This window comes from Neorhizobium populisoli (assembly GCF_019430945.1).
In the GTDB taxonomy this organism is placed as follows: Bacteria; Pseudomonadota; Alphaproteobacteria; order Rhizobiales; family Rhizobiaceae; genus Neorhizobium; species Neorhizobium populisoli.
The window spans coordinates 530,109-548,332 of the sequence record NZ_JAHYCB010000002.1 but is presented as its reverse complement, the minus strand read 5'-3'; the positions used below and the strand labels follow the sequence as shown (position 1 = coordinate 548,332).

The window sequence follows — 18,224 nt, the reverse complement described above, 5'->3', positions numbered from 1 at the left end:
GGAGATCGGCCAGGGCCTATCCGGCGGCCTTGGCCAGAACTTCGCCCGCCCATTCATTGAGGCTCTTGCCCGAAAGTTCGGCGGCGAGAGCGGCGCGACGATGAACATCGGGATCGACCCGGAACATCATCTTGCCTGAATAAGGTTTTTGCGGCTCCTTGCCGATTTTGGCGCAGGTTTCGATGTAGTCGTCCACGGCTTCATGGAACGCTGCCCGTAATTCCTCGACATTGTCCGCGTGAAAGCCGACGCCATCGCGAATTCCGGCAAGCCGGCCAAACAAGATGCCGTCTTCGTCATCGTATTCAATGCGGGCAGAGTAGCCCTTGTAAGTCATCACATTGGTCATGGCGTTATCCCTAGACGGATCAAGTAAGACCGCGCAGCCCGCACCTGATAGCGTTTTGCTTCCTTCGCCGGATGCGGCCGGTGAAAGTTCTCAATCTCGCCGTTCTTGTCAAAACGAACGCGAGAACCGCTTCCCTCGATAACAGCGCAACCGACTGCAGCAAGCAGACTCTCGATGGCCGCCCATTCGAGCGTCCCAGATACTGGATCTCGAAAGACAGTTTCCAGCGTCTTGCGGTGCTTGCTGTTCATACAAGCAATTTAGCGAATGATAGCATTTTTTGCAAGCATCTCACTTCACCGAAGGCACCGCCTTCAGATAAGCCGCGATCGCCTCGATATCGCCTTTCGGCAGATGCGCGATGTTCTGCTGTACTTCCACCATCGAGCCGCCCGCCGTGTCGAAATCGGGGGTGAAACCCGTTTCGAGATAGTTGGTGATATCGCCCTCGCTCCAGGAGCCCAGATCGCCGCCGGGGGTGATGTTGGGGATGGTGCCCTTGCCTTCCGGGTTCGGGCCGCCGGCCAGCCACTTGCCGGGCAGGAAGCCGCCCATGGCGTCGCGCGGGGTGTGGCATTCGCCGCAATGGCCGGGGCCTTCGACGAGGAACTGACCGCGCTTGAGCTTGTCGTCGGCGGAGGCGAGCTGCACGCGCGGCTGGTCGTTGAAATAGAGGAATTTCCAGCCGCCTACCGCCATGCGGATGTTGAACGGGAAGCCCAGTTCGTGCGGCGGGGCGATATTCTGGCTGGCGGGCAGCGTCTTCAGGTAACCGAAGAGGTCGTTGACGTCCTTTGCCGGCAGGCGCGCATAGGAACCGTATGGGAAGGACGGGTAAAGATGTTCGCCATTTGGGCCGACGCCGCGGGTCATGGCATTGCCGAACTGCGCCAGCGTCCAGCCGCCGATACCGGCCTTCGGATCTGGCGAGATATTCGGAATATGGAACGTGCCGAACGGGCTCGGCAGCGCCCGGCCGCCGGACATCACTTTCAACGCATCACCGGAAGCGCCGGTGGCGGCATGACAGCTGGCGCAACCGCCAGCCCAGAAGAGCTGTTCGCCCTTGGCGAGATCGGGCGTGCCGAGATTGGCCCAGTAACTATCGGGATGCGGATCGGGCTTGGTGAGAAACCAGGCGGCAGCGGCGCCGACGGCGACGATCACCACGCCCGCACCGAGAATTTTCGATAGAACCGAGGCCATTGCCATCTCCGTCCGCTCATCTACAGCATAAAGAGCTGGAGCGTCCTTTGTGCGCCCGAAAGGACGCACGGCGCTCCAGACAAGAACGGCCGCAGAGGCTGCGGCCGTCATGGTACCCAAGATAGGGCGATTACTTCTTCAGGCGATAGGTCTGGTGGCAGGCGTTGCAGTTGGCGCCGATCGTTTGCATGGCCTTCTGGACGCCGGCCTGATCGGTCGGCATGGAAGCCAGAACCATATCCGCATCGGCACCCATCTTGGCGGCCTTGGCGCGGAAATCGGTATTGTTTTCCCAGATGGCCGGGGCGGCAGCCGAATTGGCTTCCGAACCTGCCGGGAAGAGATCCGGGAAAGCCTTGATATTGGTGCTGATCGTGGTGAGCGCCGTCTTGACCACGGCCGCATCGAAGGGCTTGTCGCCCTTGGCAATGCCGCTGAGCTGGGCGACGGAACCGCCGATGCCCTTCATCAGCGCCTCGCGCTTGGCGACCGGGGTTTCCTGGGCGGTTACGGCGCCCATGCCCAGACAGAGTACGGCCACGGCGGCGCCGATAAGCTTGAACTTCATGTAACCTCTCCTCATTGAACCGGTGATCCCGGTAAATCCTTGTGCGATGCGATGATGGCAAGCTTATGCATTTGAAAGAAGTAACTTTTCTGTCAGGAGCGTAAAGGTTGGAGCCGTTTTGCTGAACACAGTGTTCACAATTTACATCACAATCGCCGTCATCGTTCATTGAAGCGCAACGGCCCTCTCTTCGGTATATATTGAAGAATTCCAGGCGGAATTGACAAAAGCCAGGCAACATCTCTTCGTCATGGGGCAATGCCTTCCCACAGGGTCAGCAGAGAAACGACGAGCAACAGAAAGCCGGCGATGCGACCGACCCAGATCGTCGCGTCGGCATTGCCCACCAACGCATCCCGCGCACGCCCGGCTGCAAAGGCGAGCCCGCCGTAGATCGCCAGCTGCGTGCCGGCGGTCATTGCCGCCATGATCGCCGCCTGTGGCGCGAGCGGGCCGAAATCGGGCCGCAAGAACTGCGGATAGACCGCCAGCATGAAGAGATAGGCCTTGGGATTGATGAGGCAGGTGATCGCGCCACGGCGAAAGGCCTCCCAGTTGGAATGCGTATCGGCCGGTCCGACATGCTCGACGGTGATAGAGCTGCGGATCAGCGTCACGCCGATCCAGGCCATGTAGAGCGCCCCGCCGATCAAAAGCGGCCGGAACAGGATGGGCATCAGGCTTGCCAGCAGGCTGACGCCGATCGCTCCGTAAAGCGAATGCACCAGCCCGCCAGCGATGATGCCCGCCGTGGCTGCCAATCCGGCGGCGCGGCCACGCGTCAGCGAATTGGCGAGCACGAAGATCATGTCCATGCCCGGCACGACGATGATGCCGAAGAGGAGCGTGAAGAAGAGCCAGAGGTTTTCCGTGTAGGTCATGTCAGTTTCCCATCTCGCAATGTCCGGCTTCAAATCACCGAAGCCTTGTTTTTCAATCGGATATGCGGTCCTATACGGCAGGCCAACTGACAGCGTATTGTCAGTAGCCATAGGTCTCATCACAGGAAAACGCCATGCGGAAGGCTTCGCGGCTGTTCGAGATCATCCAGATCGTGCGGCTGGCTAAAAAGCCGGTGACCGCGGCCGAGATCGCCGCCCAACTGGAAGTCACGCCGCGCTCGATCTATCGCGATATCGCCGCCCTTCAGGCGATGCGGGTGCCGATCGAGGGCGGGCGCGGCATCGGCTATATCCTGCGCCCCGGCTTTACGCTTCCGCCGCTGATGCTGTCGATCGAGGAGACGGAGGCGATCGTGCTGGCGCTGGCGTTGCTGGAACGCACCGGCGACACCGGCCTCAAACAAGCGGCCAAACAGGTGAACCGCAAGATCGCCGCCGTGGTGCCCGCGCCGCTCGCCGGCACGTTTTCCACCAACGCGCTGCATGCCTGGGGTAGTGCCGCACCCGTGCCGGAAGCCGTCGACCTCGCCATGCTGCGCCGGGCGATCCGCGACGAACAGAAACTCTCCCTCGGCTACCGCGACGAACTCGGCCGCGCGACAGACCGCACGATCCGGCCGATCGCGCTGATCTATTATTCGCAGACCGCCAATATCGTCGCCTGGTGCGAACTAAGGGAGGCGATCCGCAACTTTCGAGCCGACCGGGTGGAGCATTGCGAGCCGGTGCAGGCGTTTTTTCCGGGGGATGGGGAGAGGTTAAGGGGGATGTGGGTTGCCGGGTGGGCAGCGAATGGAGCGGCGTGAAATGCCTATTTGCGTTTCTGGCGGCCTTCTTCTTGTTTGCACGTCTTGCGTAGATAGAAGCTGCGTTGCATTTACTGGCTATTCCAATGGCGGTATCGAATATGGCTTTCGTAAAGCTTTTGCTCATCTTCATATTCACTGAATGGCTGGCCCGTATTCTCCTCACAGGCGCGTACATTTTTTGCCACCGCGGAAGTGCCTGAATCAAGGTTACTGATCTATATTTTAAGCGTTCTGTTGGGACTATGCGCCTCTTACTGGGCACATGTCCGCTCCAAGCGAAATAAAGCTAAGCACTGATATTGGACGACAGACCATCCATCCACCAGCGCGGCTGACTAACAAAAAGAGCGGACAAGAAAAGAGTCGGTGCGGTGACGAGCTTGCGCCAATAACGGACCTTGTCGCGAACGTGACGAGGACAATTTACGCACGTCGTGGATCAAGGAAAGGAAGCCGCGTCGTGACAAACGCCGATTTGATAGAAGCCCTTCGAACCCGAATGCATCCCTACTGGAACCCTACCGAAGCTGGCGGTATCTATCTTTTGGGCGTCATGAACGACGACGAAGCCAACGGCGCGGTGTTATCCGAGCTTCTTTCTCTTCACCCGGCTATAGATGCACAGGACCCGTACAGGTGGGAATTTCTTGCGCACGCACTGGCCAACACGGCCAGGCATTTCTTCAAAACATACGAAATACGTCCAGGATCTTACAAGATCGACAATTATCACGCTGCCGTCGCGGAAAATGGTGTCCTCAAACTCAACTCCTGGGGGGACGCCGTCATCAAGGTGCCGACGGAAACCGGCTTCATGTTCACCATTACCCCAGAACACCTTTCGCTCATCAGAAGCATGAACACGTGGGCCGCGGGCGCATATGTCGAACTGATGGATTGCAAGCGACCTTATGGCGACATGACCTACTATTACATCGACATGGCGATCGCCTTGGGCGAGGCCGTTCCGCGTGATGACAACGGCAAACCCGCATTCTCTCCGGAAGCACAAGACCGGTATGAATCCCTGCATGCGGAAATGCTGTTTGCGGTGCAGGCTTTCTGGGATCACGCTTCAGCCCCGATATCGGATAGTCGGCAACCGCATTGACGGTGACTGCTCTGGGCCGAAAGCGGACCCCGTTGCCAATCGCCGAATGATAGGCGATCCACCTACCAGTCAAACGCCAGATCTACGGCAAACACAGGACCAGAAATGCGCAAAGCCATCATCGTCTGGGGCGGGCTGAAACTCCATGAGCCGGAGGAATGCGCCCGCATCACCGGCGACATCCTGACGGAAGACGGGTTTGCGGTCGAGATCACCGGTGACCTCGGCATTTTCGGCTCGGACCACATCGCCAAGGCGGACCTGCTGGTGCCGATCATTACCGGGGAAAAACTGGAGCGGGCGCATGCGGATGCGCTGGTGGCGGCCGTGCGCGGCGGGCTTGGGCTTGGCGGGCATCACGGGGCGCTGTCGACGTCTTTCAAGGAAAGCGCGCCGTTTCGGTATCTGGCCGGCTCCACCTGGGTGGCGCATCCGGGCAATGTCATCGATTTCCGCGTCAACATCACCCGGCCGAACGATCCGCTAATGCAGGGCATTCCGGATTTCGACTATCGGTCGGAGCAGTATTATCTGCATTACGACCCCTCGATCGAAATCCTCGCCACCACGACCTTCAGCGGTGACTATGACGAGGCGGTGCGCAACATCACCATGCCGGTCGTCTACAAGCGGCACTTTGGCAAGGGGCGCGTTTTCTATTCGGCGCTTGGGCACGTGGCTGCGGAATTCGAGCATCCGTGGATGCGGACGATTTTGCGGCGGGGGTTGAGCTGGGCGGCGCGAGGATAGCGACTTGGGCGGACGGACGGTGCTGGCCGAAGCTGAAATTCCGCCGTCATGCTCGGGCTTGTCCCGAGCATCTGTCCACATCAAACGTGGTTAGATCCTCGGCACAAGGCCGAGGATGACGTCGAGCGCAGGGCAAGATCTTGCGTACCCAATACGCCCCATAAGCCTAAAGCGGCAACGTCCGGCTGTCCTCGCGCCCATAACCGATGATCTCGATCCGGTCCGGATAAAGCTCCACCACGGCGAAGGTGTTTTGCTTCTCCGTATCCACCATGCCCTTGAAATTCACATACCAGGTCGAGCCATGCCGGCCGAGATTGCCGACGTGGTTGTGGCCGTTCAGGTAAGCGATGACATTGCCGGAGCGCTCGAAAAGATCGAGGAGACGCTCGCCGCCCCAGAGATTGTGCTCGTTTTCCGGATAAAGCGGATAATGGCCCATGACGACGACCTTCTCGCCGGCTGCCTTGGCGCGGGCGAGCGTGGCTTCCAGCCAGGCGAACTGTTCGTCGCCGATGCCGCCGTTCCATTCCTTGGCATTGATCGCGCCCTCGGCCAGCAGCGCATCGAGTCGCGCCCTGGCTGCGGCATGACGCGGTGTGCCTTCGGGCGCCGAGAAGACGCTCATCTCGTTGCCGTCGATGATGACGAAACGGATGCCGCCGCGGGAAAAATCGTGCCAGGCGGCCGGCATGCCGAGGCGGGCATGCACCTCGCCGAGCCTTTCCGGTGCGACCGAAAAATCGTGGTTGCCGGGCATCAGGAAGCTCTCGTGCCTCAGGCCCTTGTAGGCGGCCAGAACCGGATCGAAGCTCTGCCAATCCTTGTCGATGAGGTCGCCCAGCGTCACCACGAAGGAGAGGTCCTCACCGTTCAGCACACCGAAGGCTTCTTCCAGCTTGGCAATGCTGTTGCGGTAATAACGGTCGAGCAAGGCCCAGGGCTCGGCATCGGCATATTGCGGGTCGGCGATGATGCCGAAGCGGAGAAGAGGACTGGATGTCATGATGGGGTTTTCATTCAGGAATTTGTGATGGGAGAGGCCGATAACCGGTTCACATTACAGTTTTTTGATCGTGGCGATAGCCGGCCCAATTCTGCGGTAATTCGTCATTTCGACAGGTCGTGCAGTTCCGCCACCGCCCTCGTCATCAGGTCCGGCAATTCGGGACGCATGTTGGTGCCGTCGCCATCGAAAAGGTTGAGCATGAACTGCTTGCCGCGCAGCATGGTGAGCCCGCTGATGCCGGACACGGTTACCTTGCCGGATGCATCAACCGTCCGGTTCGCCACATAGACGGCCCGCTCGTCGAGGCCGACCACCGCCGTGCCGCCGACGGGCGGCGATTGCCAGTAGCGCCTGGTCAAGGGAATACGCTTCACCTGTTGCGCATGCACCTTAGCCAGGAAATCGGAGAGCGGGACGGTGACGTCCGGCTCACCCGTCGGGGCGATGACATAGAAAAAGCTCTTGGGCCTGCCCGGTTGACCGGCCTTGGCGGCATTGAACGTGGCGCAGTCGATATCGAGCGCCATCAGGACCTCCTTGGCAGATGAGGGACGATCCATGGAGTTCCAGACGACACGCTCGTATTCACCGGCCTCGGGGTCGATGCGGCAATAACCTGCCGGTGCTTCCAGGCGAACGGTCAGGCCTTGATAGGAAAAGCTGCGCAGGCGCGCGGCATCCACACCCGCAGGTCTATCTTCCGGTCCGGATGTCGGCGCGATATCGATGCCCGCCTGCCCCTCTTCCGGCGATGCGACGAAGGGAACACGCACCTCGCCGGCCTGACGCAGCTTATAGGGCGCGCAGCGGAGAATGGCCCGGATACCGGCTGCGGCGAGCATTTTTTCCGCTTCGCCTTCTCCGCCCAGGACGACACGCGGATTGGTCACCGCTCCTGCCGCATCGGCATCGAAGGCGATGACCACCCGGCCCTTTGCCTGCGAGGATGGCGAGAAACATTTTTCGATCTGTGCGCCGAGCGTCTGCGCTTCACCGGGCGGCCCGGCTTGCCCCGCCTCTTCGGAGCGCGCGTGGCCCGCGGTGATCAGCATTGAAAATGCCAGAGGAAGAAAAAGCTGTCGCATTCGGGCAAATCCTTCTTTTCGCAAAGGGTCGTCCGGGCATGATCAAAAGACAAAAAGAAAGAAGCCCGGCTGGGTGGCCGGGCTTCGAAAATTTTCCGTCGAATTACTTCGTGGCGGCTTCGTAGCGCTCCAGGACGTAGTCCCAGTTGATGAGGCTGTCGACGAAGGCTTCGAGATATTTCGGGCGGGCATTGCGGTAGTCGATGTAGTAGGAATGTTCCCAGACATCGACGCCGAGGATCGGGTCTGCGCCGTGAACCAGCGGGTTTTCGCCGTTCGGGGTCTTGGAGATAACGAGCTTGCCATCCTTGACCGAGAGCCAGGCCCAGCCGGAGCCGAACTGCGTGGTGCCGGCAGCGATGAAGTCAGCCTTGAACTTGTCGTAGCCGCCGAGATCGGATGCGACTGCTGCTTCGAGCTTGCCCGGCAGCTTGTTGCCGCCGCCGCCCTTCTTCATCCACTTCCAGAAATGGATGTGGTTGTAGTGCTGGGCAGCGTTGTTGAAGAGGCCGGCATTGGTGCCGAACGACTTCTTGACGACGTCCTCGACCGAAAGATCGGCCATGCCGGCTTCGGCAGCGAGCTTGTTGCCGTTGTCCACGTAAGCCTTGTGGTGCTTGTCATGGTGGAATTCGAGCGTTTCCTTCGACATGAAGGGCACGAGAGCTTCGTAATCGTAGGGGAGTGCAGGAAGTTCGAAAGCCATAGGTCTACTCCTTTGCGGCAAACAACTTGAGAAAGCGTCGTGCCGGAACATAGGAGCGCAGGGGCCCGGAGGCAACGGTGAACTTGCCAAAAATCAAGGCTTGCGCGTCAGGAAATTGCTGAAATTACAACATACAAGAAATGGGCCACATCAAACGATTCGGAGCATTTTCATGAAGTTTCAATCTGCCCTCCCCGCCATCCTCCTCTTTGCCGCCGCCGGCAGCGCCCATGCCTCTTCCGACGATGCCTGGGGACAGTTCCAGAAGGATGTCAGCAAGGCCTGCATCACCGCCGCCAAAGGGCTGATCGAAAACGGCAAGACCGTGGTCGACCCCTATGGCAGCGAGCATTACGGGCTGGCCGTGGTCAGCGGCAAGGCGGTCGGCGCCAAGGCGACGGTCAGCACGATCTGCGTTTACGACAAGAAGACCAAGAAGACCGAGATCGGCGGCGAGATTTCCGCCGATGCGCTGATGGTGAAGACGGCGAAATAGCCGACGCCCTTCAGCAGCCCGTCTCCACAAAACATGAATGCCAGTCAGCTTCGCACAGGATTGCTCTTTTAGCCTCAGTCATTGCCTCGATTTTCGCCTTGCGCTTTGACTTTGACTGACGAGAGGAATTCCGTGAGCATTGATGTGATTGTGGAGACAGCGGGCGGCCTTGAGCCGAACCAGCGTGATGATGCCGAGACGTGGAAGAATGCAGCGCCGGAAGTTCGCATTTCGGCGATGGAGGCTGAAAAGCCCTATTCGGAAGCCGATCTTGCGCTTTTCCATGAGCTGACGGGCTATCGCCTCGCCATGCTAGACACGATGTGGATCGTGGTCGACGACGACGGCAAGCGGGCCGCATTTGCCGATCGCCTGTTTACCGCGCTGGTGGAAGAGGCCTTCCGGTTTGCCGATCGTCGTCGCCGCGCCGGCGAGGCTCCCAGACACGACCTGACAATGGAGGATCTCGCCACCGCGCTTGACCCGTTGCAGCGCGTGACATCCCAGATCGGCTGGCGCGGCATCAACGCGTTCCGCCGGTTCGAAGCCTTGCTCTCGACCCATGGCCAACCGGCTATTGCCACGCCGCTCGAAGCATCGGCGGCAATCCCGGCGATCTGAGCTTGACCCATCCGCCGGCTGCGGCGGGCGGAACCTTTCAAACGATTGCGGATTGTTTCGGGTTAAAACATTTGTGGCGCCCTTGATCGCTGCACGTGTTCTAGCCATTTGTTTTTACAGCAAATCCGGACACGGACCTGCTTCGCACTTTTGCTGGAATTGCTTTGGAATCAAGCCGGGAGAGCGCCCGCATGTTCGACTTCCTGACGACCGAAGTCCTGATTTTTGTCGCGATCGGCTTTTTTGCCCAGATCGTCGATGGCGCGCTCGGCATGGCCTTCGGCGTGCTGACGACGACGAGCCTGCTAGCCGTCGGCGTGCCGCCGGCGGTGGCGAGCGCCATGACGCATGTGACGGAATGTTTCACCACCGCGGCGTCCGGTCTGTCCCATCTCTACCAGCGCAATGTCGATTGGCGTCTGGTCGTCAGGCTCGCACCGGCAGGCATGGTGGGCGGCGTGATCGGCGCCTATGCGCTGTCGAATATCGACGGGCATGTCATCGAGCCCTTTGTCTCGGTCTATCTGATCGGCGTCGGCCTCTATATCCTCTACAAGGCATTCCGCCCGAAGTTTCCGCGCGATGTGCATGACTGGATCGTGCCCTATGTCGGCGGCGCGGGCGGCCTGCTGGATGCCATGGGCGGTGGCGGCTGGGGTCCGATCGTCACCAGTTCGCTGCTCGGTCGCGGCCATGAGCCCAAAAAGGTGATCGGCTCGACCAACCTCACGGAATTTGCGGTGACGACGGTCATTTCCGCCACCTTCATCATCGCGCTCGGCTGGACGGAACTGTCCTCGGCGCTCGGCCTCATCCTCGGCGGCGTGCTGGCGGCGCCTTTCGGCGCGCTTATCGTGAAGAGATTGCCGGTGAAATCCCTGATGATCGCGGTCTCGGCAATCATCATCGGCACGGCAGCCGTGCGGTTCGTGTGAAGGGCTGGGCACGCATGAAATATCGCAGCCGGTCGCATGAGCTTTGCTGCAGAGGCGCTGGCGCAAGCATGCCCTCTATGGCAGATTGCCCGACATGAAGCAGGATGCCGAGATATCAGACGATCTTAGCCGGCGTATCGACCGGCTGACAGAGCGCTCGAGGCTGACGCGCAGCCAGATCATCGAGGATGCGTTGGCCCATGGACGCTCGCTGGCATGGCAGGAGCGGTGGATTGCCGGTGTGGAATCCGGTCTGGCAGAAGCCGAAAAAGGCGAGTTTGCAAGCGATGAGGAAATCACCGCGGTCCTGAACAAATACGGCCCGGCCTGACCTGAATGCAGATCGTCTTCACCCGACGCTATCTGCGCGAGTTGGCAAACATCGGGGACTATATTGGCGAACGCAACCCGCGAGCTGCCGCCAAAATCGTTCATGATATCCATACGAAGATCACCCGTCTGCTGAATGCCAACGCCTTCATAGGGCGCCCTGGTGAAATCGCCGGCACCCGCGAGCTTGTGATCATCGGCACTCCCTATGTCGTCGCCTATCGCGTCACCGAGGAGCGGATCGAAGTGCTCTTTGTGCAGCATGGCGCACGGGAATGGCCGGAAAGCGTTTAGACAAAAATAGCCGAGATAAAGCTGCTATGTTAAATTGTCTGAGAAAAGGAGCCCATCATGCGCCCAAACCGGTCCATCACGATCTCGCTTCCCGAAGACATGGTCGAACTTGTCGAGAAGAAGATCGCGTCCGGCGAGTTCGCCAACGAGAGCGAAGTCGTCGCCGAGGGGCTGCGGTATCTGGCGGACAATGATGCGGAAATAGAGCAGTGGATCCGAGATGAGGTCGTGCCGGCATTGGAAGTGCATGACGCCGATCCTTCGAAGGCCAAATCGGCGGAAGAAACCCGGCAGGAGCTGCACGAGTACATTCACGGTCTGGCCCGGCGCAAAAGCCAATGGGGCTGAAATACAGGGTTCAGTTTTCGCTCGGCGCTCAGGCTGATCTTCGGGAAATCTCACAATATCTGCATAGCCAGGGCGGTGGCCGCGCCGCGATAGCCTATGTGGACTCGATCATCGACTATTGCCTCCGGTTCGAGATTTTCCCGGCTCGTGGCATGGCGCATGATGACATCCGTCCGGGTCTTCGGCTCGTCGGTTACCGGAAAAAGGCAACCATAGCCTTTCGGGTCGAAGAAGACGTCGTAACAATCGTCAGGGTCTTCCATGGCGGGCGGGATATCCGGTTTGACGACAACGACGCCTAGAATTGGCTCCAAACACTGAACGCTCCGGTCACTCCCCGCGCGCTGGCGCCGTTGAGGATGATGTCGTAACAAGACCGCCGCCCACCCTCGTGCTTTTCGCATCCGCGACGAGCTCTCTCCCCCAGACGCAAAGGCATTTTCCATGGCAGACGCCGTTTCCGACATTCTCGTCATCCTGCTGCATGGCGTCGGTTCCAATGGGGAAAGCCTTGCCTCGCTCGGCAAGCGGTTGGCCACGGCACTTCCGAGTGCCTTCTTCGCCGCACCGGACGGTCCGGAACCCTCGGCAACCGGACAGGGCCGTCAATGGTTTTCCGTCGTCGGCGTCACAGCAGAAAACCGCCCGGCGCGGATTGCCGCGGCACGGCCGGGTTTCGACGCGACGGTTTCGGCGATCATCGAGGAGAACGGCTTTGTCGGCCGGCTGGACCGGGTTGCCTTTGTCGGTTTCTCGCAAGGCACGATCATGTCGCTCGATGCGATCGCCAGCGGGCGTTGGCCAGTGGGCGCCGTGGTCGGGTTTTCGGGGCGGCTTTCGGCACCCGAACCGCATGCGCCAAAGGGTTCGACGCCGCTTCTGCTGGTGCATGGCACCGATGACCGGGTGATTTCCGCCGAGGAAACGGAAAACGCAGCCGGCAAGCTCGCGGCACTCGGCCTGCCGGTCGAGATGCGGATCGAGCCCGGCCTCGGGCATACGATCTCCGGCAGCGGCGCTGCCTATGCCGGAGAGTTTCTGGCGAAGGTTTTCGGGGCCGTAACGACCGCTTAGACGTCCTGGCCGCGCTTGGAGCGGGCCCAGTCCATGTAGACTTCCAGTGCCTTGCGGGCGACGGGGCCTTCCTGCAGCTGGCGATCCTCGAACTTGTTGACCGGGACGATCTTGGAATAGTTGCCCGAGGTGAAGATCTCGTCGGCATCCATGAAATCTTCGACCGTCAGCGTGGTTTCGCGCACGTCGAGGCCGGCCTGGCGCAGCAGGTTCAGGACGCGCGAGCGGGTGATGCCGGCGAGGAAGGTGCCGTTGGCGATCGGCGTCATCACAACGCCGTCCTTGACCATGAAGATGTTCGAGGAGGCGGTTTCGGCGACATTGCCGTTCATGTCGCGAGCAAGCGCATTGTCGAAGCCACGGTTGCGGGCGTCCATGATCATGCGGCCGCTGTTCGGGTAAAGACTGCCGGTCTTGGCACCGGTCATCGCCACTTCCGGGTTCGGGCGGCGATAGGGCGAGACGGTGAGCGACGAGGGCTTCGCCGTATTCATCGGCGCCTCGAACAGGCAGAGGCAGAAGCGGGTCGATTCCGGGTCGGCGGTGACGACGCTGTAGGGCATGCCGTGTTCGGACCAGTACATCGGCTTGATATAGATCGCCGTCTTGCCGTCGAATTTCTTGACGCCTTCCCAGGCGAGCGCCTCGATCTCCTCGGCCTTCATCACCGGCTGCATGCCCATGTTGGTCGCCGAGCGGTTGACGCGCTGGCAGTGCAGATCGATATCCGGCGCGATACCGTCGAACCAGCGGGCGCCGTCGAACACCGTCGAACCGAGCCACATGGCATGCGAGGTCGGGCCGATGAGCTTCGGGTTGCCCTCCAGCCATTCGCCATCCACATAGGTCCAGGTGGTGGTGCGCGCGGCGGTGTTGACGGCCATGATAGTCTCCTTGAGCTTACGAAAATTGCGGTGAGTGAAGTCCGGCCATCACCTCAAGGTCAAGCGATAATATGAGATGAGTCATCACAAAATTTGATGTTTTTATGCGTAGAGAGCCGCTTCGATGAGTGGCATTTTCCATGTTGTCGGATTCGTCGAGAGTGAAGCGAAATGGCCTGGTCAGCGCAGCAATATGTGAAATTCGAAGACGAGCGGACCCGTCCGGCCCGCGATCTGTTTGCGCAGGTGCCGCTGGCGGATGCGGTCATTGCCTATGACCTTGGCTGCGGGCCGGGCAATTCCACCGAGCTTCTGGTCGAGCGTTTCGGGGCAGGCAATGTGATCGGGCTCGACAGCGACGACAACATGCTCGCCGCCGCCGCAAAGCGCCTGCCCGGCAGCGAATTTATGAAGGCCGATCTCAATACCTGGACCCCGGACATGCCGGCGGACCTGCTTTATGCCAATGCCGTCTTCCAGTGGATACCGGACCATATCGCCGTGCTTTCGCGGCTGATGGACCACCTGAAACCCGGTGGCGTGCTGGCCGTGCAGATGCCGGACAATCTCACCGAACCGAGCCATGTGCTGATGGAGGAAACCGGTGCCGCCGGTCCCTGGGCGCCGGCTTTCGAAGGCGGCAAGGTGCGTCGTGCGGTGCTGCCCTCGCCGGCCGCCTATTTCGATGCGCTGATGCCGAAATCCGTCCGTGTCGATGTCTGGCACACAGTCTATTACCACCCGCTCGCCAATGCCGAAGCGATCGTCGAATGGGTGCGCGGCACGGGGCTCAGGCCCTATCTCGATGCCGCCGGCCCGAAATATGCGCAAGCCTTCGCCGCCGATTACACGGCACGCATCACCGCCGCCTATCCGCCGATGGCGGACGGGCGGGTGCTGCTGCGCTTTCCGCGGCTGTTCATGATCGCGGTCAAAAGCTGACGTTTGCGGCCTGAATTATCAGGGATTGCCGGGCGGTGGCGCGAGCTGGTTCTGTTGAGCCGGTGCGGGCGTGTCGGTCTGTGGGAAATCCTGGTTGTCATTCATGAACGCAATGCTGAGGATGAGCCCGACCAGGATCACCAGTACCGCAATAAAAAGCCAACGCATCAGATCAATTACTCCATCTCGAAATCTCGGGAATGGTTACGCACGGAAATATTCCGTGATGGGCGTTTGACCAGAACAATCGGGCATGGATGGGGCAAAGGGGTGAGATCGGGTCGTTCGGTCGTCAGGCAAACTCGCCGAACGCGCCGGAAAACGGGTTGACTAGACCTTTCGCGGCTTGCAGTCTCCGGCTTTCCATAAACCGTTTCATTGCCGAAAAGCCGTCAAACCATGCCCAGATCCGCCCCCATGTCGCTCACCCAGGAGCTTGTCGACCTCTGCTTTCGCGAGGAGGCCGATCCCGGCCTGCCGCCATCCTGGACGCCGTTGACCGATGAGGATTACGTCCTGCTGACCGACCGGCTCTCGGCGGAAATCGGCGACGAACCGCTGTGGATTTTCGCCTATGGCTCGCTGATCTGGAAACCGGGTTTCGAATCCGTCGCCTCCAAACGGGCGACGATCTATGGCTGGCACCGGTCGTTTTCGCTGAAGATCGAGCGCGGCCGCGGCTCGCCGGCCCAGCCCGGCCTGATGATGATGCTGTCGCGCGGCGGCCGCTGCGACGGCGTGATCTACCGCGTCGCCGACGCGGAAAAGCGCGAGCAGATTGAAAAGGCGTTGCGGCGCGAAGTGAGCAACAAGGACAGCCTTTCCTCGATGCGCTGGCTGCAGGTACGTACGCCGGAGGGCGAGACGGTCAAATCGCTGGTCTTCTGGGTCGGTGGCAGCAGCCAGCGGATCGTCAAACCGCTCCTGCCGCTCGACGAGGTGGCGCCGATCCTGGCGCGCGCCTGCGGCCATCGCGGCTCCTGCGCCGAATATCTCTACAATACCGTCGTGCATCTGGCCGAATTCGGCATCCGCGACCGCAATCTCTGGCGGCTGCAGGAAATGGTGGCGGAGGAGATCCGGGCGCTGCGAGCGCAAAAGCCGGTTGCGGCCGATGCCTGAACCCGCACGCGAACTGGCCGAAGACGCGCTTTATCGCGATCCGCTGCTGGCGCAGTTCTACGATGCGGCAAACGGCTGGGCTGCGGATTTCGATTATTGCACTGGGCTCGCCAGGGATGCCCGCGCCATCCTCGATCTCGGCTGCGGCACGGGGGAACTGACGGCTGCACTTTCGGCAGGTCGTGATGTGGTGGGCGTCGATCCGGCGGCGGCCATGCTGGAGATTGCGGCCAGGCGTCCCGGCGGCGAGCGGGTCGAATGGGTGGAGGCGGATGCACGCACCGTCCGGCTCGACCGGCGTTTCGACCTTGTTCTGCTGACCGGCCACGCGTTCCAGGTGTTTCTGACCACCGAGGACCAGAGGGCGGCGCTCGCGACGATCGCCGCGCACCTGGCGCCCGGCGGGCGCTTCATCTTCGACAGCCGCAACCCGGCCTATCGCAGCTGGGAGAACTGGACGAAACGCGCCGGCAGCCGCGAGATCGAGCATCCCGAACATGGCCGCATCGAAGCGTGGAACGAGTCCGTCTACGACGAGGCCACCGACATCCTGACCTATGAGAACGGCTTTCGGGTGATCGCCACCGGCCAGGACCTCTCCGCTTCGGCGCAGATTCGCTACACGGCCAAGGACGCTCTAGAGCGGCTGAGCGGCGATGCCGGGCTGGCGGTCGATATCTGGCTGGGCGACTGGGAGGGCAATCCCTTCCATACCATGGCGAAAGAGATCATCCCGATCGGCCGCCTTGCATAAACCGATTGCAAATTCTAACCAGTTTCGCTATTCGTTATCCGATTTCAATTTGCAATCGGTTTGGGAGGATTTGCAAATGCGTCCGGTTCTTTATTCGCACCCGTTTTCGTCCTACTGCCAGAAGGCGCTGGTGGCACTTTACGAAAACGGCACGCAGTTCGACACGCGCATGCTGGGGCCGGAAGACCCTGCCGCCTATGAGGAACTTTGCAGCCTCTGGCCGGTCAAACGCTTTCCGATGCTGATGGACGGAGACCGTCCGGTCTTCGAGGCGACGATCATCATCGAATATCTCGACGTGCGTTATCCCGGACCCATAAAACTCATTCCCGCGGATCCGGACAAGGCGATCGAGGTGCGGATGATGGACCGGTTCTTCGATAATTATATTTCCACGCCGCAGCAGAAGGTCGTCTTCAACGCCATCCGCCCTGAAGAACATCGCGATCCCTATGGCGTCGATGAGGCGCGGGCGATGCTGGACAATGCCTATGGCTGGCTCGACGAACGGATGAAGGACCGAGAATGGGCCGCCGGCGATTTCAGCCTTACCGACTGCGCCGCCGCCCCCGCTCTGTTCTACGCAGACTGGACGCATCCGCTCGGCGACCGTTTTCCGAACGTCACCGCCTATCGCAACCGCCTGCTCGCTCGCCCATCCTTCGCCCGCGCGGTGGATGAAGGCCGGCCGTATCGGTCATTCTTCCCGCTCGGCGCGCCGGATCGGGATTGAGGTTCACATCCTCTCGGCGATGAAATCGATGAAGGCGCGGATGCGGGCTGCCAGGTGTTCGTGGCCGGCGAAAACGGCGTGGATGGCTTCGATGTCTTCCGGATTGAAATCCTCCAGGATAGGCACCAGCCGGCCAGCCTGGATATCTGGCTCCACATGAAAACGGCCGACGCGGCCGATGCCCTGGCCATTCAGGCAATATTGGCGGATGATCGAGCCGCTGCTGGCCTTGAGGTTTCCGGAAACCGGCAGGACGTCGCGCCGGCCCGTCGCCGGATCACGGAACGGCCAGCCTTCCACCGCGCGGCGGAAATTGAAATTGATGCAATTGTGGTGGATGAGTTCGGCCGGGGTTTGCGGAATGCCGTATCGTTCGAGATAGGCCGGCGAAGCGATGACCACCTGGCGGCTCTCGCCGAGTTTTCTCGCCATCAGCGATGAATCGCGCAAGGCCCCGTGGCGGATGGCGACGTCCACGCGGTCGCGGATCAGGTCAGCCATGTCGTCGGTCAACGTCACGTCGAGCTGCACGTCCGGAAACGCCGCCAGAAATTCCGCGGTCAGCGGCAGGATGTAGCTTTCGCCGAAACCCACCGAGGCGTTGACGACCAGCGGCCCGCGCGGCCGCATCTTGCCGCCGCCGGAGACGACCTCTTCGGTGTCGGCGATCTCGGCCAGGATGCGCCGGGCGCGGGCGAGATAGGTCTCGCCTTCCGGAGTGAGCTGAAGGAGACGGGTGGAGCGGACGACGAGGCGGGTGCCGAGCCGGTCTTCCAGGCGGGTGACGAGTTTGCTGACGGCGGACGGCGAAAGTTTCAGCCGCCGACCGGCAGCGGAGAAGCTTTTCAGCTCCGCCGCCAGGGTGAAGACTTCCATTTCGCCGGCTCGGTTGTCCATGGGGCTCCTTGTTCTGTCTTGGATGTCGCGATCTGAGATACCCCCCTCTGGCCTGCCGGCCATCTCCCCCACAAGGGGGGAGATCGACTCGTGGCACGGCCTTCGTCCAATCGACGGCACGGCAATCGGCAACACTCGTTGTTCGAGGAAGCCGGTGCGCCCAGCCAATCTCCCTCCTTGTGGGGGAGATGGCCGGCAGGCCAGAGGGGGTATCACATGAGACTTGGTCCAATCTCTATCTATGAATCAATTTCACAAATGATTATCCACTTCCCCCGCTACCCATGCAAGTCCGGCGC

The 18,224-nt window shown here is 60.7% G+C and carries 26 protein-coding genes; 15 read left to right on the top strand and 11 right to left on the bottom strand.

The genetic code is table 11. From position 1 onward, the window contains the following. Positions 1–16: 16 nt before the first annotated feature. The 5 genes from KX729_RS06920 to KX729_RS06900 form a co-directional block, all read right to left on the bottom strand. Positions 17–349 (bottom strand): type II toxin-antitoxin system HicB family antitoxin, encoded by a 333-nt coding sequence (locus KX729_RS06920; RefSeq protein WP_219741689.1) that lies wholly within the window; start codon positions 347–349, stop codon positions 17–19. Continuing rightward, complete coding sequence (locus KX729_RS06915; protein ID WP_219741688.1) at positions 346–600, bottom strand: type II toxin-antitoxin system HicA family toxin; 255 nt, start codon at positions 598–600, stop codon at positions 346–348. The genes KX729_RS06920 and KX729_RS06915 overlap by 4 nt, the downstream gene beginning before the upstream one ends. Before the next feature lie 40 nt (positions 601–640). Then, the gene (locus KX729_RS06910) at positions 641–1,555 is read right to left on the bottom strand and encodes a c-type cytochrome (protein WP_219741687.1); all 915 of its coding nucleotides are present in this window, start codon (positions 1,553–1,555) and stop codon (positions 641–643) included. A 130-nt stretch (positions 1,556–1,685) separates the two neighbouring features. After that, the gene (locus tag KX729_RS06905) at positions 1,686–2,123 is read right to left on the bottom strand and encodes a c-type cytochrome (protein ID WP_219741686.1); all 438 of its coding nucleotides are present in this window, start codon (positions 2,121–2,123) and stop codon (positions 1,686–1,688) included. A 248-nt stretch (positions 2,124–2,371) separates the two neighbouring features. Beyond that, complete coding sequence (locus KX729_RS06900; protein WP_219741685.1) at positions 2,372–3,004, bottom strand: LysE family translocator; 633 nt, start codon at positions 3,002–3,004, stop codon at positions 2,372–2,374. A gap of 134 nt (positions 3,005–3,138) precedes the next feature. Here KX729_RS06900 and KX729_RS06895 point away from each other — a divergent pair, with 134 nt between their 5' ends. The 3 genes from KX729_RS06895 to KX729_RS06885 all read left to right on the top strand — a co-directional run bounded on the left by KX729_RS06895 (position 3,139) and on the right by KX729_RS06885 (position 5,695). Continuing rightward, complete coding sequence (locus KX729_RS06895; RefSeq protein ID WP_219741684.1) at positions 3,139–3,831, top strand: helix-turn-helix transcriptional regulator; 693 nt, start codon at positions 3,139–3,141, stop codon at positions 3,829–3,831. Between the two features lie 463 nt (positions 3,832–4,294). Continuing rightward, on the top strand, positions 4,295–4,945 hold the full coding sequence (locus KX729_RS06890; RefSeq protein ID WP_219741683.1) for a hypothetical protein: 651 nt from the start codon (positions 4,295–4,297) through the stop codon (positions 4,943–4,945). Positions 4,946–5,050: 105 nt separating this feature from the next. Next, complete coding sequence (locus KX729_RS06885) at positions 5,051–5,695, top strand: ThuA domain-containing protein (protein WP_219741682.1); 645 nt, start codon at positions 5,051–5,053, stop codon at positions 5,693–5,695. A 166-nt stretch (positions 5,696–5,861) separates the two neighbouring features. Here KX729_RS06885 and KX729_RS06880 read toward each other — a convergent pair whose 3' ends face one another. The 3 genes from KX729_RS06880 to KX729_RS06870 all read right to left on the bottom strand — a co-directional run bounded on the left by KX729_RS06880 (position 5,862) and on the right by KX729_RS06870 (position 8,495). After that, positions 5,862–6,701, bottom strand: coding sequence for a metallophosphoesterase (locus tag KX729_RS06880; RefSeq protein WP_219741681.1), 840 nt, complete (start codon positions 6,699–6,701; stop codon positions 5,862–5,864). A gap of 104 nt (positions 6,702–6,805) precedes the next feature. Further along, positions 6,806–7,789, bottom strand: coding sequence for a hypothetical protein (locus KX729_RS06875; RefSeq protein WP_219741680.1), 984 nt, complete (start codon positions 7,787–7,789; stop codon positions 6,806–6,808). A 103-nt stretch (positions 7,790–7,892) separates the two neighbouring features. Continuing rightward, positions 7,893–8,495 carry a superoxide dismutase gene (locus tag KX729_RS06870; RefSeq protein ID WP_219741679.1) on the bottom strand — a complete coding sequence of 201 codons (603 nt, stop codon included), beginning with the start codon at positions 8,493–8,495 and terminating at the stop codon, positions 7,893–7,895. 172 nt (positions 8,496–8,667) lie between these two features. Here KX729_RS06870 and KX729_RS06865 point away from each other — a divergent pair, with 172 nt between their 5' ends. From KX729_RS06865 to KX729_RS06830, 8 genes are all read left to right on the top strand, one after another. Further along, positions 8,668–8,991 carry a hypothetical protein gene (locus tag KX729_RS06865; protein ID WP_219741678.1) on the top strand — a complete coding sequence of 108 codons (324 nt, stop codon included), beginning with the start codon at positions 8,668–8,670 and terminating at the stop codon, positions 8,989–8,991. A 132-nt stretch (positions 8,992–9,123) separates the two neighbouring features. Continuing rightward, the gene (locus KX729_RS06860) at positions 9,124–9,612 is read left to right on the top strand and encodes a hypothetical protein (protein ID WP_219741677.1); all 489 of its coding nucleotides are present in this window, start codon (positions 9,124–9,126) and stop codon (positions 9,610–9,612) included. A 191-nt stretch (positions 9,613–9,803) separates the two neighbouring features. Continuing rightward, positions 9,804–10,547, top strand: a complete 744-nt coding sequence (locus tag KX729_RS06855) for a sulfite exporter TauE/SafE family protein (RefSeq protein WP_376775931.1) — start codon at positions 9,804–9,806, stop codon at positions 10,545–10,547. 94 nt (positions 10,548–10,641) lie between these two features. Next, on the top strand, positions 10,642–10,878 hold the full coding sequence (locus KX729_RS06850; RefSeq protein ID WP_219741676.1) for a CopG family ribbon-helix-helix protein: 237 nt from the start codon (positions 10,642–10,644) through the stop codon (positions 10,876–10,878). Positions 10,879–10,883: 5 nt separating this feature from the next. Then, a complete protein-coding gene (locus tag KX729_RS06845; RefSeq protein ID WP_219741675.1) occupies positions 10,884–11,171 on the top strand; it encodes a type II toxin-antitoxin system RelE/ParE family toxin in 288 nt (95 codons plus the stop codon). A gap of 57 nt (positions 11,172–11,228) precedes the next feature. Next, positions 11,229–11,519, top strand: a complete 291-nt coding sequence (locus KX729_RS06840; protein WP_219741674.1) for a ribbon-helix-helix domain-containing protein — start codon at positions 11,229–11,231, stop codon at positions 11,517–11,519. Continuing rightward, positions 11,510–11,821 (top strand): type II toxin-antitoxin system RelE/ParE family toxin, encoded by a 312-nt coding sequence (locus KX729_RS06835; protein WP_219741673.1) that lies wholly within the window; start codon positions 11,510–11,512, stop codon positions 11,819–11,821. Before KX729_RS06840 ends, KX729_RS06835 begins: the two co-directional genes overlap by 10 nt. A 142-nt stretch (positions 11,822–11,963) precedes the next feature. Further along, positions 11,964–12,593, top strand: coding sequence for an alpha/beta hydrolase (locus KX729_RS06830; RefSeq protein ID WP_219741672.1), 630 nt, complete (start codon positions 11,964–11,966; stop codon positions 12,591–12,593). Here the strand turns inward: KX729_RS06830 and KX729_RS06825 are convergent. Beyond that, positions 12,590–13,477, bottom strand: a complete 888-nt coding sequence (locus KX729_RS06825; RefSeq protein ID WP_219741671.1) for a branched-chain amino acid aminotransferase — start codon at positions 13,475–13,477, stop codon at positions 12,590–12,592. The genes KX729_RS06830 and KX729_RS06825 overlap by 4 nt on opposite strands. A 171-nt stretch (positions 13,478–13,648) precedes the next feature. On the opposite strand from KX729_RS06825, the gene tam reads away from it, so the two are divergent. Further along, complete coding sequence (tam, locus tag KX729_RS06820; RefSeq protein WP_219741670.1) at positions 13,649–14,419, top strand: trans-aconitate 2-methyltransferase; 771 nt, start codon at positions 13,649–13,651, stop codon at positions 14,417–14,419. Positions 14,420–14,437: 18 nt separating this feature from the next. On the opposite strand, the gene KX729_RS06815 is transcribed toward tam, so the two are convergent. After that, entirely contained in the window at positions 14,438–14,587 is a 150-nt protein-coding gene (locus KX729_RS06815; RefSeq protein WP_219741669.1) for a hypothetical protein, read from the bottom strand. A 231-nt stretch (positions 14,588–14,818) separates the two neighbouring features. Here KX729_RS06815 and KX729_RS06810 point away from each other — a divergent pair, with 231 nt between their 5' ends. From KX729_RS06810 to KX729_RS06800, 3 genes are all read left to right on the top strand, one after another. Then, positions 14,819–15,541 carry a gamma-glutamylcyclotransferase gene (locus tag KX729_RS06810; protein ID WP_219741668.1) on the top strand — a complete coding sequence of 241 codons (723 nt, stop codon included), beginning with the start codon at positions 14,819–14,821 and terminating at the stop codon, positions 15,539–15,541. Then, on the top strand, positions 15,534–16,295 hold the full coding sequence (locus tag KX729_RS06805; protein WP_219741667.1) for a class I SAM-dependent methyltransferase: 762 nt from the start codon (positions 15,534–15,536) through the stop codon (positions 16,293–16,295). Before KX729_RS06810 ends, KX729_RS06805 begins: the two co-directional genes overlap by 8 nt. 76 nt (positions 16,296–16,371) lie before the next feature. Then, positions 16,372–17,028, top strand: coding sequence for a glutathione S-transferase family protein (locus KX729_RS06800; protein WP_219741666.1), 657 nt, complete (start codon positions 16,372–16,374; stop codon positions 17,026–17,028). Positions 17,029–17,031: 3 nt separating this feature from the next. Here the strand turns inward: KX729_RS06800 and KX729_RS06795 are convergent, their stop codons facing one another. Next, positions 17,032–17,925 carry a LysR family transcriptional regulator gene (locus tag KX729_RS06795; protein WP_219741665.1) on the bottom strand — a complete coding sequence of 298 codons (894 nt, stop codon included), beginning with the start codon at positions 17,923–17,925 and terminating at the stop codon, positions 17,032–17,034. Positions 17,926–18,224: the final 299 nt, after the last annotated feature.